This window comes from Pseudomonas frederiksbergensis, assembly GCF_003732665.1.
GTDB classification, from domain to species: Bacteria; Pseudomonadota; Gammaproteobacteria; order Pseudomonadales; family Pseudomonadaceae; genus Aquipseudomonas; species Aquipseudomonas frederiksbergensis_G.
Map to the genome: position 1 here is coordinate 223,875 of NZ_MOBP01000012.1, position 17,252 is coordinate 241,126.

The 17,252-nt window shown below is 62.1% G+C and carries 5 protein-coding genes and 2 pseudogenes; 4 read left to right on the top strand and 3 right to left on the bottom strand.

The genetic code is table 11. The features are described 5' to 3' along the window. Positions 1-79: 79 nt before the first annotated feature. Genes BK665_RS18480 through BK665_RS18490 form a run of 3 tightly spaced genes read right to left on the bottom strand, consistent with a single transcriptional unit; the run spans position 80 to position 4,127 of the window. Positions 80-1,282: an alpha/beta fold hydrolase gene (locus BK665_RS18480; RefSeq protein WP_123407956.1), complete on the bottom strand. Its 1,203-nt coding sequence runs from the start codon at positions 1,280-1,282 to the stop codon at positions 80-82. Between the two features lie 41 nt (positions 1,283-1,323). Further along, positions 1,324-2,268, bottom strand: coding sequence for a syringomycin E biosynthesis L-threonyl-[L-threonyl-carrier protein] 4-chlorinase SyrB2 (gene syrB2 / locus BK665_RS18485; RefSeq protein WP_123407958.1), 945 nt, complete (start codon positions 2,266-2,268; stop codon positions 1,324-1,326). A gap of 20 nt (positions 2,269-2,288) precedes the next feature. After that, positions 2,289-4,127 (bottom strand): amino acid adenylation domain-containing protein, encoded by a 1,839-nt coding sequence (locus BK665_RS18490; protein ID WP_123407960.1) that lies wholly within the window; start codon positions 4,125-4,127, stop codon positions 2,289-2,291. 417 nt (positions 4,128-4,544) lie between these two features. On the opposite strand from BK665_RS18490, the gene BK665_RS18495 reads away from it, so the two are divergent. From BK665_RS18495 to BK665_RS35515, 4 genes and pseudogenes are all read left to right on the top strand, one after another. After that, positions 4,545-5,576, top strand: coding sequence for a TauD/TfdA family dioxygenase (locus BK665_RS18495; RefSeq protein WP_259699625.1), 1,032 nt, complete (start codon positions 4,545-4,547; stop codon positions 5,574-5,576). 104 nt (positions 5,577-5,680) lie between these two features. After that, positions 5,681-7,411 carry a cyclic peptide export ABC transporter gene (locus BK665_RS18500; protein ID WP_123407964.1) on the top strand — a complete coding sequence of 577 codons (1,731 nt, stop codon included), beginning with the start codon at positions 5,681-5,683 and terminating at the stop codon, positions 7,409-7,411. A 223-nt stretch (positions 7,412-7,634) separates the two neighbouring features. Then, positions 7,635-14,033 (top strand): annotated as a pseudogene (locus tag BK665_RS35510) (amino acid adenylation domain-containing protein); the annotation flags it as partial. A 120-nt stretch (positions 14,034-14,153) separates the two neighbouring features. Further along, positions 14,154-17,177 (top strand): annotated as a pseudogene (locus BK665_RS35515) (non-ribosomal peptide synthetase); the annotation flags it as partial. Positions 17,178-17,252: the final 75 nt, after the last annotated feature.

Here is a 17,252-nt window from a genome sequence, read left to right on the forward strand (position 1 = left end):
CAGGCAATTTTGATGTCGACTGATACGCCGCTTTCGCGAGCAAGCCCGCTCCCACAGGGGGTATGTTGCGTCTGGGGGTTTAGGCCTCAGCCAATTCAAGTGTTGAATCTATGAACTGAAACGCTGTTTTCTTTGACTCTGCCGCCCGTTCGAAGAACGCCAGGTGGCTGCCGTCGTGCTCGACATGCAACGTCGCGCCGTCGATGGATTGCGCAATCAGCCGCGAGCCACCGATGTGCGTGGTGCTGTCGCTGTCTCCAGCCACCACCAGTGTCGGCGCCGTAATCTGTGCCAGGATGGGGAGCAACTCGGTTTTGTTCAGCGCATCGTTGAGGCGCGCATAGCGATAGAACAGTTCCGGGCTGACGTAGGGGAACAGCACGGTGTGGGCGATGGGTTCGGGGGTGGTGGCCAGGGTTTTCTGGTCGACGAACATGGCCTGTAGGTCCTGCGCCTCAACCCGATCCTGCGCCGCTGTTTCCATCAGCCATTCAAAGTTCTGCTGATGCGGTGTGCGCAGGCTGTCATCGCCCAGGTTGTAGTCGCCGTGCCACAGGCTCAACGCTTGCGCCCGTTCGCCATGAGCGGCTGCCGCGCACAGTACAATCGCCGCACCGCCACAGATGCCCATCAGGTGGGCGCTCGGCAAGTCAAAGTGATCCATCACCGCGAACAGATCGGCGACTTGGGAGCGAGTATCGAAGCCAATCTGGTCGAAGTCGGAGCAATCGCCAAACAACCCGCGAGTCTCCCAGGTCACGACGAAATACCGCTCACTCAGCGCATCAAACCAATCACGGCACAGGTCAAACGGCATGCCGCAGGGCAGGGCGAGGACGATGGGTGGGCGTTGCCGGCCTGAGCTGGCATACACCGAAAGCGGAACGCCATCCCGGGTGATCAGGCGTGAGGTCTCAATCTGCGGCACGGCACCGCTGAAATCAAAATGCGCCAACAGCGCCTCGAACGATTCCGGCGCATCAAAAGCGTCGTAGCTGAAGTCGAGGGCCTGGCTGATTTTCTTGCTGATAAACAATTCGAACGAAGACAGTTGCGCCGGCGCGCCGTGCAAGTACTGCACGGCGCTGACCCCGACGTGTGCCAATGCACGGCTGACCGCGTGCTCTGTAGCCATCACCGCCGGGGAAGCGACGACAGGTGTGCTGTCGTCCCCCGGGGCGAAGAAACACAGGCGAACCGGTTCCGGCAGGTGGGCGGCAAGATGCCGGAGCATCCTGACTGTCTCGCACAGGCGCGTTGCGGCGTCGGTGGGAATGGACATGGAAAGGGTGCTCCTGTTAGGCAACGTTGCTCAAACCAGCCTTATGCCGATCCGAATTTCTTGCCTCGGGTGGTCTCGGTGACCAGGCGGTTGTACTCCGGGGTCGAATCGCCCAGGACCTGCACCGCGCCGTATTTTTCCAGGCTGATCTTGCCGCCGTACTCTTCGATGTGGTCCGAATCCGGGTAGATTTTCACGAACGAAGGCACGTAGCGCGAAGCGAAGCCCATGCGCATGTCCTGGGATTCGCCGCTGTGGGGATAGGAGGCGTGCATCAGGGTCGACCAGAAAATGATGAACTGGCCGGCCTTCATCTGCATCGGCACGGCGGCGGCTTCGTCAGGTTTCCAGTTTTCGTCGATCTGCAACTGGCGATAGTCGTAGCCGAAGAAACCACGGCGAACGCCGTCCTTCACCACCCCGGTGGCGTTTTCGGGGTCGTAGCTCATGCGCTTGGTTTCGTCGTAATTCATGCTGTTCTGCGTGCCCGGAATAAATTGCAGGCAGCCGTTGGCAATGTTGGCGTCGGTGAACGCGGTCCACACGGTGATAGTGCCGCCGAACTCTTCGTTCTCCGGCCAGATGATCTGCGGTTTGCCCGAGGCATTGGCGAAGGTGTCGGCCTGGTGCCAATCGGTGCCTTCATCGCCTGGGTATTTCGGGAAAAACTCGGTGCGCCAGCACAGCACTTCCGGGCCGAGGATGCTTTGAATGCGGTCGGTGATTTCGGCGCGGCAGATATGGTCGGCGAGGAAATCATCGTCGAGGTGGCGATCATAGTTGGCAATGTTCGTGGCGCCGGAAACCGCGTCCAGATCCTGATAAGCCGCGGCACTGCGGTCGAGCAGGCGCAATCGGGTACGTTTCCAGGTTTCTTTCATTTCTTCCGGGGTGTAGGCCGTGAAGGGGCCGATGAAACCGTTCTTTTCGAACGACTCTCGTTCTTCCTTCGTCAGATTGAATTTTCGAACCGCGACTTCAGACATGTGCTTTTTCCTTTCGGTGATCAGGCGTTAGCCAGCGAGGTTTTGATGCAATTGGCGAGGACCTTGGCGGTCGCGCCGTCGGCCAGAACACCCGGGTCCAGGTTGATCTGGTAGTGCGCCTTGAGCTTGCTCAAGGAGCGAATCAGGGCCAGGGAAGTGCCGCCGAAATCGAAGAAATCATCGTTGAGGCCAATGCCTTTCAGGCCGATGTCATCGGACCAGACCCGCAGCACGAATTGCTCTTGCTCGGACAAGCCGGACTGCAACGGCGCGGCGGACGTCTCGGCCAGCGGCGACGGCAGCTGCGCCTTGTCGATCTTGCCGTGGGCGGTCATCGGCAGCGCCGGGAGCACGATGTAGGCGGAAGGGCGCATGTAATCCGGCAGGTTGTCGGAGGCCAGTGCGGCCAGTTGCGCACGGGATTGCTCGGTCCAGGCACTCGGGCCATCGGTGGGCACGACGTAGGCAATCAGGCGCCAGTCGCCGTCGCCATAATCGTGGGCGCCGACGTGGCAGGCCGAGAGGGCGGGGCTGGTTTGCAGGCAGGCTTCGACTTCACCTGGCTCGATGCGGAAACCACGGATTTTCAGTTGTTCGTCGCAACGCCCGACATAGCGGTATTCGCCGTCGGTGCCTTGCATCAACAGGTCGCCAGTGCGGTAGGACGGCGTCGAGTTGCCCGGCAACGTGACGAAGCGTTCGGCACTGAGGGCGATACGGTTCAGATAGCCCTGGGCGACGCCGGCGCCTTCGATGTACAGCTCACCGGTCGAACCCTGGGCCACGGGCACCTGGTTGACGTCGAGCAGGTTGAGTTTCCAGCCATCCAGCGGTTGACCGATGGAGACCATCGCCGAACTTTCCAGATCCTGGCCACGCACACGCTTGAACGTGGTGTGGACCGTGGCTTCGGTAATGCCATACATGTTGACCAGCGCCGGCACTTCATCGCCATGGCGCTCGACCCAAGGGCGGAGCACGGTCGCCGGCAGGGCTTCGCCGCCGAACACCACGTAACGCAGGGCGAGGCGATCCTTGGCCAACCGGTCGACTTCGTCGAGGCCACGGAAGGCTGAAGGGGTCTGGCTGAGCACGGTCACGCCGTTGCGCACCAGCCACTTGCGGAACGCTTCCGGCGAGCGCGACACGTCGTAAGGCACCACGGCGACCTGGGCGCCATGCACCAGCGCGCCCCAGATTTCCCACACGGAAAAATCGAAGCCGATGGAATGGAACATCGACCAGACGTCGGTCTTGGAGAAGCCGAACGAACGCTGGGTGCTTTCCAACAAACTGCTGACATTGCCGTGGGCAACCAGTACGCCTTTGGGTTCGCCGGTGGAGCCGGAGGTGTAGATGACGTAGGCCGGGGCCGTCGCCGCGTCCAGTTTGGGGCCCGTTGTTTTGACTTCAGGAGCGGCGAGCAACTCGTCGAGGTGGAGGATTTTCAGTGACGCACTGGCCGAAACACTGGCGATATCCTTGGCCGAAATCATCAGGCTGATGGCGCTGTCACGCACGATGTGTTCGACGCGCTTGGCCGGGTACAACGGGTCAACCGGCACGTAGGCGCCGCCAGCCTTGAGGATGCCGAGCAGGCCGATCACCAGGTCCACACCACGCTCCAGGCACAGGCCCACGAGCATGCCGTCCGTCACGCCTTCATGCCGCAGGCGCGCCGCCAGTTTCGATGAAACGGCGTCCAGGTCCGCATAACTCAAGGCGCGGGTTTCGTCGGACACCGCCGTTCGCTCGGGAAATTCCCGGGCCTTGGAACTGAACAATTCATGCAGCAAGGCCGCAGGCTTGAGAGGCAGTGACGCGGAGTTCAGCGCCCCGCCCGTGTTGGATATCGGCATGACTAACGCTCCTGAGAATGGGGAAAGGTGCGGCGCAGTGGCCTCGATAGCAGAGGTCATGTGGCGGCCCCATCGGATGACGAATGAGGAACCGACCGCGATTCGCAGCTGCCGTATTTCAGCACCGTGTTCAAGCGGATGTCTGTCGCGGGAAATGGGGACAAGCGTGCAGATGGAGCGAACGATGAACAATGTGTGGGAGCGGGCTTGCTCGCGAAGAGGCCATTGGCTTCAACATCAATGTTGATTGTCATGCCGCCTTCGCGAGCAAGCCCGCTCCCACAAAGGCAGGCGTATTGCCACAGGTGCTCATTGCCTGGTCTATCCAGGGCATGTCCCTGTTTGCGGTTACAGACATCAACCGGTGCCAATGTTTTGATCTTTGCGCGATCGATCCATATGGCTTGGGAGTTATGCATGAATATTGAAACTGGCGCGGCGCCGGTCGGTTGGGCCGACAACGGTCTGGATGAAGCGGTCCGGCTTTCGTTATTGCGCGCTGAATTAACGCTACCGGCAGTGATTGAACCGGCCGCCGCCGGCCTCGATGCAGCGGCCTGGGCCGCGTCCCGGCGCGAGGCGGTGGAGGCCCTGTTGTGTCGCCATGGCGCGGTGCTGTTTCGCGGTTTCGGCCTCGACACGGTGGCGTCCTTCGAGGCTTTCGCCGAGGCCCTGTCACCGGGCCTGCATGGCAGCTACGGCGATCTGCCGAAGAAGGCCGGCGGGCGCAATGTCTACCGTTCGACGCCGTACCCCGAGCGGGAAATGATCCTGTACCACAACGAGAGTTCTCACCTGGAGAGCTGGCCGCGCAAGCAATGGTTTTTCTGCGAACAGCCTTCCCGTGTCGGCGGCGCCACACCCCTGGTGGACATCCGGCAAATGATTCGCCTGCTGCCCGCCGAAGTGGTCGAAACCTTCGAACGCAAGGCACTGAGCTACAGCCGCACCTTCACCAAGGGCGTCGAGCCGAGCTGGCAGGATTTCTTTGGTGTCGATGACCCTGCCGTGGTCGAAGCCCGCTGCCGCGAACAAGGCACCGAGTGCGCCTGGCTCGACGCCGACACCCTGCAAATCCGCACCCGCTGCCCAGCGGTGATCAAGCACCCGGTCACGGGCGAACCGGCATTCTTCAACCAGGTGCAGCTGCATCACCCGTTCTGCCTGGGGGAAGAAATGCGCGAGGACCTGCTCGACATGTTCGGTGAAGACCGCTTGCCGCGCATGGTCAGCTATGGCGACGGCACGCCCATCGAAGATGAAGTCATGGCGCTGCTCGGCGAGGCGTATGAGTCCTGCGCAGTGCGCTTCGACTGGCAAAAGGGCGACGTGATCATGCTCGACAACATGCTCGTGGCCCACGCCCGTGACCCTTATGAAGAGCCGCGTTTGATTGTCGTGGCCATGGGCGAGATGACCTCCCGCAACCAGGTCTGGCAGGAAACATAAGGCATCGCCTGTACGGCATTTGTACCGGCAATCCGGGACAGCCGATTTGCTCACCCTCCGTACACTTGATGCCTTGCGGTGAGCCCATTTGAGGACAGTGATCAATGAAAGGCGAGAAGAAAGAGAAGAAGCCAAAGAAGGACAAAAAGCCGAAACCGGGCTCGGTCATGCGTCTGATGTGGCGTAGCCACCCTTGGTTGACCCTCTTCACCTTGATCACCGGCATCATCAGCGGCGTGGCTTCCATCGCCGTGGTCAGCGTGATCAACAAAGCCATTCATGAAGAGGGCGCGCGCACCGATGCGCTGATCTGGTTTGTCGGCCTGAGTGTGGTGGCGCTGATCTTCCGCAATGGCGCCGCGTTGTTCCCGGCTTACGCCAGCATGCGCATCATGACCCGCTTGCGCATTGCCCTGTGCCGCAAGATTCTCGCCACGCCCCTGGAAGAAGTCGACCGCCGCGGCCCGCCTAACGTGCTGACCATGTTGACCAATGACATCCCGCAACTGAACACCACCCTGGTGGTCATGCCCACGGTGTTGATCGAGGCCACGGTGTTTGTGTTCGGCATCGCCTACCTGGCCTACCTGTCGTGGGTGGTGTTTGCCCTGACCCTGTCGCTGATGTTCGTCGGTGTGGTGCTGTATACGTTTTTCTTTCTCGGCGGCATACGCTACTCCGGCCGGGTGCGAGACGAGTTCACCTCGTTCAATGAATACACGCATGCCCTGGTGTTCGGCCTCAAGGAACTGAAGCTCAACGGCATCCGCCGTCGCTGGTTTGCCCGCTCGGCGATCCAGGCGTCCTCGACCCGGGTGGCGCGCTTCAACTTCGTCGAGCGCTTGTGGTACACCGCCGCCGATAACGTCGGCCAGTTCACTCTGTCGTTGTTGATCGGTTGCCTGCTGTTCGCCGCGCCCATGGTCGCTGCACTTGACCCGGAAGTGATGACCGCCAGTGTGCTCGCGGTGCTCTACATCATGGGGCCGTTGTCGCTGCTGGTAGGGGCGATGCCAGTGTTGGCCGGTGGCCGGATCGCCTGTACGCGCCTGGCCGAGTTCGGTTTCTCGATCAACGACCCACACCCGGACCCGGTCGAACCCGAGGCGCCCGCCACCTTGCTGCTGGACCACAAGAAATACTGGGACAGCATCGAGCTGAAAGCCGTGAGCATGCATTACCAGGACAAAGTCACCGGGACCGGGTTCGGCCTGGGGCCAATCGATTTGAGCATCCAGTCTGGCGAGTTGATCTACATCGTCGGCGGCAATGGCTGCGGCAAAAGCACCTTGGCCAAGGTGATCTGCGGCCTATACATCCCGCAAAGTGGCGAAGTGTTGCTCGACGGCACGAACATTACCGATGACAGCCGCAGCGATTTCCGTGACCTGTTTTCGGCGGTGTTTTCCGACTTCCACCTGTTCAATCGCCTGATCGGCCCGGACGAAGAAGAGGGCAGTCCGGCACTGGCGCAAAAGTACCTGGAAACCCTGGGCCTGGCGGACAAGATCAAGATTGATGGCCTCGGTTATTCGACCATGAAGGAGTTGTCCTACGGCCAGCAAAAACGTCTGGCCCTGGTCTGTGCCTACATGGAAGACCGGCCAATCTACGTGCTCGACGAATGGGCCGCCGACCAGGACCCGCCGTTCAAGAAGTTCTTCTATGAAGAGCTGCTGCCGGACCTCAAGCATCGGGGCAAAACGGTGCTGATCATCACGCACGACGACCAGTATTTCCAACTGGCCGACCGCATTATCAAGCTCGCCGACGGCAACATCGTCTCCGATATCAACTGCACCGTGCGCGACAAGAACCTGAGTTCCCTGGCGTAGCACCCGCCACATCTGCCTGCATCGCCGCCGAGCCTGACCACAGGCCGGTTCGGCGCACTGATTCCATACCCACTCCAAGCGTGCCCGGCGCCTTTTGCGTCGGGTGGCACTGACAAATCTTCGAGAAGGAACTTATGAAATTTATCGCTGCTCGTGTGTTGGGCGACTTTGTCGCGACAGGTTTTTCCGTGGCTGAGGCCGTGCGTGCAGTGGAGTGCCGGGCATGAATCAACGTCTCGATCTGTCGCCTGCCTACCCATTGACCGCCGCACAGCGCGACATCTGGCTCGACCAGATGACCCAGGGCGACTCGCCGCTCTACACCATCGGTGGCTACATCCAGATCAAGGGCAGCGTAGACCCCGAGCGCTTTGAGCGGGCCATCAATCTGCTGATCCAAAAGCACGATGCCCTGCGCACGGTGTTGCTGCCCAACGTGGGCGAAGAGGGCGCGACGATGCAGGCGTTGGCCGCTGCCATGGCGGAGCAGGTGCCGTTGCAGGACTTCTCCGATAGCGCCGACCCAGAGGCCGCGGTGCAAGCCTGGATGCAGCAGCAGATTGAGCGTCCCTTTGCGCTGGACGGTGGTCCGCTGTTCCGTTTTCATCTGGCCAAGCTCGGTGACGCGTCGTTCTATTTCGTCGCCCACGTCCATCATCTGATCCAGGACGGCTGGGGCATCAGCCTGATGTTCGATTCGGTTGGCGTGCTGTATAGCGCGTTGGAAAACGATGAAGTGCCGGAGCTGGCGGCGCCGTCCTATGTGGAATTCATCCATGACGATGCCCGTTATCGTGAGTCCCCGCGCTTCCAGCGTGACCAGGCCTATTGGTTGGAGAAATACCGCGATGTGCCGGAGCCGTTGTTCGTCGCCCGTTACCGCGATCAGTACCCGGACCGTGGGGCGCCGAGCCGAGTCGTCACCCAACGCTATCCGCATTCGCTGAACGAGCGCATCGATGTCCTGGCGCAATCGCTCCAGGTGTCGCGCTTCCATGTGCTGCTGGCGGCGCTGTATGTCTATTTTGTGCGCACGCCGCAACGGGATGAGCTGGTGATCGGCCTGCCGATCCTCAACCGCTCCAACGCCAGTTTCCGTAACACCCTGGGCTTGTTCACCCAGGTCAGTGCCGTGCGTTTGCAATTCAGTGATGAGCTGTCGTTTGCGGAACTGGCCCAGGAGATTGCGCGCACCCTCAAGCAGGATTATCGCCACCAGCGTTACCCGCTCAGCGATATGAACCGTTCCCTGGGCCTGCGTCGCGACGACCGCGCCCAGTTGTTCGACCTGTCGTTCTCCTATGAACAAGTCGACCATCAGTTCCTGTACGGCCAGGCGCCGGCCAGTGTGGTGAAGAGTTCCAGCAACCACGAACAGACGCCGCTGACCATCCACATCCGCACCAGCCCCCACGACGAAACGGCGTGGATGCACTTCACCTACAACGAGGCGTATTTCAAAGAAGCCGATGTCGAGGCGATGGTCGAGCGCTTCATGCATGTGCTGGAGCAGGGTTTGGCGGATCACGGTTTGCCGGTCCACGGGTTTGTTTTGCCGACGCCGGCCGAAGTCCTGACGCTGCAAACCTGGAACGCCACTGAGACGGTGTACGAGCAGGACCGCACGATCCATGGCTTGTTCGAAGCCCAGGTGCTTGCGCAACCCGATGCCGTGGCAGTGGTGTTTGAAGATCAGCGCCTGACTTACAGCGAGTTGAATGCCCGGGCTAACCAGGTCGCGCATCGCCTGTTGGACCTTGGCGTGCGCCCGGATGAGCGGGTGGCGATTTGTGTCGAGCGTGGGCTGGAGATGATTGTCGGCCTGCTGGGCATCCTCAAGGCCGGCGCCGGTTACGTGCCGCTGGACCCGGCGTATCCGCTGGAACGCCTGACGTTCATGCTCGATGACAGCGCGCCGGTAGCGTTGCTGGCTCAATCGGCAGTGCTTGAACTGCTGCCGGCTGTTGATGCGCCGGTGTTGTTGCTTGATCAGCTCGAAGCGTCGGATCGGGTGCACAACCCCGATGTCAGCTCGCTGGCACAGCACCTGGCCTACGTGATCTACACCTCCGGTTCGACCGGTCTGCCCAAAGGCGTGATGGTCGAACATCGCAACGTTGCCCGATTGTTTTGCGCGACTCAGGACTGGTTCGACTTTGGCCCGCAAGACGTCTGGGCGTTGTTCCATTCCTTTGCCTTCGATTTCTCGGTCTGGGAAATCTGGGGCGCGTTGACCCATGGCGGCCGTTTGCTGGTGGTGCCGCAACTGGTCAGCCGTTCGCCGCAAGATTGCTACGCGCTGCTGTGCGAGGCCGGCGTGACGGTGCTGAACCAGACGCCGAGCGCGTTCCGCCAGTTGATCGCGGCCCAGGGCGAAAGCAATTTGAGCCATAGCCTGCGCCAGGTCATCTTCGGTGGTGAAGCGCTGGAAACCGGCATCCTCAAGCCTTGGTATGCCCGGGAAACCAATGCGAAAACGCAATTGGTCAACATGTACGGCATCACCGAAACCACGGTGCACGTGACCTATCGCCCGTTGACCGCCGCCGATGCGCAATTAATCGGCGTCAGCCCGATCGGCAAGCGCATCCCCGATCTGCGCCTGTACCTGCTCGATGCCCACGGCCAAGCGGTGCCGGTGGGTGTCGAGGGTGAGTTGTATGTCGGCGGCGCCGGCGTGGCCCGGGGTTACCTGAACCGGCCGCAGTTGAACGCAGAACGGTTTATCGATGATCCGTTTGCCGCTGAACCCCATGCGCGGATGTACCGCACCGGTGACCTCGGCCGCTGGCTGGCGGACGGCAACCTGGAATACCTGGGGCGCAACGATGACCAGGTGAAGATCCGCGGCTTCCGGATTGAACTGGGCGAAATCGAAGCGAAACTGGCGGCGTGCGACCACGTGCGTCACGCCGTGGTCATCGCCCGGGAAGACGAACCGGGGGACAAACGCCTGGTGGCATACGTGATCGCCAAGGACGGTGAACAACTGTCCGCCACGCAATTGCGCACCCAACTGCTGGGCTCGTTGGCCGAGTACATGGTCCCCAGCGCGTTCGTGACGCTGGGGACATTCCCGCTGACCGCCAACGGCAAACTTGACCGCAAGGCCTTGCCGGCACCGGATTCAACAGCCTATGCCAGCCGTGAATATGAAGCGCCAGTGGGCGCGGTGGAAATTACTCTCGCGGCGTTGTGGGTCGAGCTGCTGGGGGTCGAACAGGTAGGGCGTCACGACCGCTTCTTTGAGCTGGGCGGGCATTCGCTGTTGGCGGTCAAGCTGATCGAGCGCATGCGTCAGGTCAACCTGAATGCCGATGTGCGCGTGTTGTTTGGCCAGCCAACCCTGGCCACGCTTGCCGCCGCCGCAGGTGCAAGCACCGGGATCATCGTCCCGGCCAACGGCATTACGCCGCACTGCGCACGCATCACCCCGGACATGCTGCCCCTGGCCACACTGCGCCAGGACGAAATCGACCGTATCGTCGCCAGCGTTCCCGGTGGCGTGGCCAATGTGCAAGACATCTACGGCCTGGTCCCGCTGCAGGAAGGCATTCTCTATCACCACTTGGCCACCGAAATCGGCGACCCGTACCTGCTGCAAGCCACGCTGCGCATGGGCAGTCGCGCACACTTGGACACCTTCGTGCAGTCCCTGCAATCGGTGATCGAACGCCACGACATCCTGCGCACCGCGGTGGCGTGGGAAGGGCTGGACGAACCGGTGCAAGTGGTCTGGCGCGAAGCGCGGATCGGCGCCCATGAGGTTGTGCTGGACCCGGCCCAGGGCGATATCGCTGATCAATTGCAAACCCGTTTCGATCCACGCCACACCCGCTTCGACCTGCGCCAGGCCCCGCTCATGCGCATTCACTTCGCCGAAGACGTGGCCGGCGCGAGTTGGGTGGCGATTCTGCTGTTCCACCATTTGATCGACGATGCGACGTCGCTGGCACTGTTGGGCCAGGAAATCGAGGCCTTCAGCGAGGGCCGTTCGGCACAGTTGCCGGTGTCGGTGCCGTATCGCAACTACGTGGCGCAGGTTCGACTCGCGGCGAGCAGCGCGCAACAGGAAGTGTTTTTCGGCGAGATGCTGGGGGACGTGGACGAGCCGACCCTGCCGTTCGGTTTGCAGGATGTGCAGGGCGATGGCAGCGGCATGGAAGAGGCGTCGCTGCCGCTGAATGCCGAACTGGGTCAGCGGTTACGCGCCCAGGCCCGGCGGTTGGGCGTCAGCAGCGCCAGCCTGCATCACCTGGCATGGGGCCAGGTGGTCGGGCGTTTGGCCGGGCGTCAGGATGTGGTGTTCGGCACCGTTTTGATGGGCCGATTGCACAGCGGTGAAGATGCCGAGCGTGCCTTGGGCATGTTCATCAACACCTTGCCGCTGCGGGTGGATGCAGGCGGGCAGGGTGTCCTGGCCGCGCTGAAAACCACCCATGCGCGGCTGGCGGCACTGATGGGCCACGAGCATGCGCCGTTGTCCCTGGCCCAACGTTGCAGCGGGGTTGCCGCGCCGGCGCCGTTGTTCAGCGCGTTGATGAACTACCGCCACGGCGCCGTGGGCGCGCAGGCGCCGAAAGATGCGGGCAATGCCCGGCTCTGGGCGGGTGTGACGATCCTCGGTGGCGAAGAGCGGACCAACTTTCCGCTCTCGCTGTCGGTGGACGATCTCGGTCAATCGTTCGGCTTGACGGTGCAAGCCGTCGCCGGGATTGGCGCCCAGCGCGTCTGCGGCTATATGCACACCGTGCTTGAAGCGTTGGTCGATGCCCTTGATAAAGATACGAATACGCCGCTGCACAACCTCGCCTTCCTGCCCGACGCCGAGCGCGGGCAGTTGCTCAACGACTTCAATGCTTTCGACGCGGACTATCCGTCGGGGCTGATCCATCAGTTATTCGAAGCCCATGCCGCCGCGCAGCCTGAGGCCATCGCGGTGACCTATGAAGACCAGCGCCTGAGTTACGGCGAGCTCAATCAGCTCGCCAACCAGATCGCCCATCGCCTGATCGAACTGGGCATCGCTGCCGACGAACGTGTGGCGATTTGCGTGGACCGCAGCCTGGAAATGGTCGCCGGGCTGATCGGCATTCTCAAGGCCGGCGCCGGTTATGTGCCGCTGGACCCGGCGTATCCCGCCGAACGCCTGGCGTACATGCTGGAGGACAGCGCGCCGAAAGTGCTGCTGACCCAAAGCCGTTTGAAAGAACGATTCCCGCAGGTGAGCGTGCCGGTGTTGCTGCTCGACGCCGGTTTCCGCGGTCAGCCGACAGCCAATCCCGATGTTCGCGAATTGGCCCCGCATCACCTGGCCTACGTGATCTACACCTCGGGTTCAACCGGCCAACCGAAAGGCGTGGCCATGGCCCACGCGCCGCTGGTCAACCTGATGCAGTGGCAAATCGCGCAGCTAGTGCCGGCGCGCACCTTGCAGTTCGCCGCCCTCGGTTTCGACGTGGCGTTCCAGGAAGTGTTCAGCACCCTCTGCGCGGGCGCCGAGTTGTCGCTGATCCATGCCGACACCCGCCTGAATTTCCACGCGTTGTTCCAGCATATCGCCCAGCAAAACATCGAACGCCTGTACCTGCCGTGCGTGGCGCTGCAAGCCCTGGCGGAAACGGTGATCAGCGATGGCGCGAGCGGACCACTGGCCTGCGGGCTGCGGGATGTCATCACCGCTGGCGAACAATTGCGCATCACGCCACAGATCCGTGGGTTTTTCGAACGCCTGCCAGACTGCCGTTTGCACAACCATTACGGCCCGACCGAATCCCACGTGACCACGGCGTTGACCCTGGCGGACGATGCGGCGAGCTGGCCAATCCTGCCCGCCATCGGCCAACCGGTGGCCAACACCCGCATTTACTTGCTGGACGAACACCTGCAACCGGTGCCGGTCGGCGTGGCCGGCGAGATCCATATTGGCGGTGCCTGCGTGGCTCGCGGCTACCTGAATCGCCCGGAACTGACCGCCGAGCGTTTTATTCGCGATCCGTTCAACGCTGAGGGGCGTCTGTACAAGACTGGCGACCTTGGCCGCTATCAGGCGGATGGCTGCATCGATTACCTGGGCCGCAACGACGATCAGATCAAGATCCGTGGTTTTCGCGTCGAACTGGGCGAGATCGAATCCCGCCTCGGCCAGCATGCCGGCGTCAGGTCGGCGGCCGTGTTGGCCCGTGAGGACAGCCCCGGCGACAAGCGTTTGGTGGCGTACTTCACCGCGCAAACGGACGGCACTGCGCCGGACGCTGATTCGCTTCGCGCCCATCTTCAGGCCCTGTTGCCGGACTACATGGTCCCGGCAGCCTATGTGCTGCTGGAAAAACTGCCGCTGTCGCCCAACGGCAAACTCGACCGCCGCGCCTTGCCGGTCCCGGAGGCGGAGGCCTTTGCCAGCCGTGAATACGAAGCGCCCATCGGTCAGGTCGAAACAACCCTGGCCAGCCTCTGGGCCGACGTGCTCGGCGTGGCGCAGGTTGGGCGGCACGATCATTTCTTCGAACTCGGTGGGCATTCGCTGCTGGCAGTGAAGCTGATCGAACGCATGCGCCAGGCCGGTTTGAGCGCTGATGTGCGAGTGTTGTTCGGTCAACCGACCCTGGCGGCACTTGCGGCGGCGGTGGGTGGCAACAATGAGGTGGTGGTGCCAGCGAATGGCATTACCCCGAATTGCTCACTTATCACCCCGGCAATGCTGACGCTGGTGAAATTGAACCAGGACACCATCGACCGCGTCGTGGCCAAAGTCCCGGGTGGCACGGGCAACGTGCAGGACATCTACCCGCTGGCGCCGCTGCAAGAAGGCATTCTCTACCACCATATTTCCGCTGAGCAGGGCGATCCGTACCTGCTGCAAGCGTCGTTCGCCATGACCAGCCGTGCCCAACTCGACGGGTTTATCCAGGCGTTGCAGGCGATGATCGATCGCCACGACATCCTGCGCACGGCGATGGTCTGGGAAGGCCTGGACCAGCCGTTGCAAGTGGTCTTGCGCCAGGCAACCCTGAGCGTTGAAGACATCGCAGCCGATCCGGCGTTGGGCGATGTCGCCAGCCAATTGGCCCGGCGCTTCGACCCGGCCCACACCCGTCTGGACCTGGGCAACGCGCCGCTGATGCACCTGGCCTGTGCCTGGGACGCGAGCCACCAGCGCTGGGTGGCGATCCTGCTGTTCCACCACATCGCCCTCGACCACACCGCGCTGGACGTGATGCACGACGAGATGCTGGTTTACCAGAACGGTGAAGCCGAGGGGCTGAGCCCGGCCACGCCATATCGCAATTACGTGGCCCAGGCCCTGCTGGGCGTGAGCCGTGAGCAACATGAACGCTTCTTCCGCGACATGCTCGGCGATGTCGACGAACCGACACTGCCGTTCGGTCTGCGTGAGGTCCAGGGCGATGGCCGTGGCATCCAGGAGGTCAAGCTCAACCTTGATCCCGTCCTGAGCCAGCGCCTGCGCACTCAAGCGCGACTGCTGGGGGTGAGTGCGGCGAGCCTGCATCATCTGGCATGGGCGCGGGTGTTGGGGCGTGTTTCCGGGCGCGACGATGTGATATTCGGCACCGTTTTGCTCGGGCGGATGCAGGGTGGCGAAGGCGCCGACCGGGCGCTGGGGATGTTCATCAACACCTTGCCGTTGCGGGTGAAACTGGGCGAGCAGGACGTGCGCAGTGGCGTGAAGGCGACCCATGCGCGGCTCACCGCGCTGCTCGGCCATGAGCACGCGTCGCTGGCACTGGCCCAGCGTTGCAGTGGGGTGCCGGCGTCGTTGCCGCTGTTCAGTGCCTTGCTGAACTACCGACACAGTGCGCACCAGGACAACGATGGCGTCGAGCTGTGGGCCGGCACTGAAGTGCTGGGTGTGATGGAACGCACCAACTATCCGTGCATGTTGTCGGTGGACGACCAGGGCGAAGGCTTCCTGTTGAGCGTGCAAACGGCGGGAGCGGTGGACGCTGAGCGGGTGGGCGCCTACATGCAAACGGCGTTGGCGAGCCTGGTGGATGCATTGGAATTCGCGCCTGGGTCATCCCTGGAGGCGTTGGATATTTTGTCGGTGGACGAGCGTCGGCAGTTGGCCGGGTTCAATGCTAACGAGGCTGAGTATCCGCTGGACCAGACGGTCCATGGGCTGTTTGAAGCTCAGGTTGAGCGCACGCCGGATGCGCTGGCAGTGGTCAATGGTGAGCAGCGCTTGAGCTATCGCGAGTTGAATGAGCGGGCGAACCGGTTGGCGCATTATCTGCGCGGGCAGGGTGTTCGGGCGGATTCTCGGGTAGCGATTTGTGTGGAGCGCACGGCGGATATGGTCGTCGGGTTGCTGGCTATTTTGAAGGCTGGGGGCGGTTATGTGCCGCTGGACCCGGCTTATCCGCTGGATCGGATTGCCTACATGTTGCAGGACAGCGCGCCGGCAGTGGTGTTGGCGCAAGCCGCCACACTGGGGTTGCTGAGCGAAGCGTCGATGCCGCTGATCAATCTGGACAGCCGCATTTGGCAGGAGCAATCCGTCTCCAACCCTGTGATTGAAGGTCTGACCTCGGCGCATCTGGCCTACGTGATCTACACCTCCGGTTCCACCGGGTTGCCCAAAGGCGTAATGATCGAACACCGCAACACGGTGAACTTCCTGACCTGGGCGCATCGTTCGTTCGACGAATCGACGTTGGCGAAAACCCTGTTCTCGACGTCGTTGAACTTCGATTTGGCGGTCTATGAATGCTTCGCACCGCTGACCTCCGGCGGCAGCATCGATGTCGTCACTAATGTGCTGGAACTGTTGAAGGGCGAGCACGACGTCACCTTGATCAACACCGTGCCGTCGGCGCTTAAAGCCTTGCTGGAATCGGGCGGTGTAAGCGCCAACGTGCACACCGTCAACGTCGCCGGCGAAGCGCTCAAACGCAGCCTGGTGGAAAGCCTGTTCGAACAGACCAGCGTCCAGCGCCTGTGCAACCTCTACGGCCCTTCGGAAACCACGACCTACTCAAGTTGGGTGTCGATGGACCGTGAAGACGGCTTTGCGGCACACATCGGCAAACCCGTGGCCAACACCCAGTTCTACTTGCTGGATGAACACCAACAACCCGTGCCACTGGGCGTGCCGGGCGAAATCTACATCGGCGGCGGCGGCGTGGCGCGGGGTTATCTGAACCGCGACGACCTCACCGCCGAACGTTTCCTCAGCGACCCCTTCAGCACCGACGGCCGGATGTACCGCACGGGCGATCTGGGCCGCTACCTGCCAGATGGCAACATCGAATACCTGGGCCGCAACGACGACCAGGTGAAAATCCGTGGCTTCCGTATCGAACTCGGCGAAATCGAAACCCGTTTGGCTCAACACGCTGAAGTCAAGGAAGCCGTGGTCGTGGCCCGGGAAGACGTGCCCGGCGAACAGCGCCTGGTCGCGTACTACACGGCGCCAGAAGCGTTGGACATCGACGACTTGCGCCGCCATCTGCACGCGCAACTCCCTGACTACATGCTGCCGTCGGCCTACGTTCACCTCGACGCCTTGCCGCTGACCCCCAACGGCAAACTCGACCGCAAGGCTTTGCCGGCACCGGATCTGAATGCCGTTATCACCCACGGCTACGAAGCTCCCCTCGGCGAAACCGAAATCACATTGGCGCGAATCTGGGCGCAAGTCCTCAATGTGCAACAGGTTGGTCGTCACGATCACTTCTTCGAACTGGGCGGCCATTCGCTGTTGGCCGTCAGCCTCATGGAGCGCATGCGTCAGGCCGGTTTGAGTGCCGATGTACGCGTGCTGTTCAGTCAACCGACCCTGGCCGCGCTGGCCGCAGCGGTCGGCGGTGACAGCCGCGAG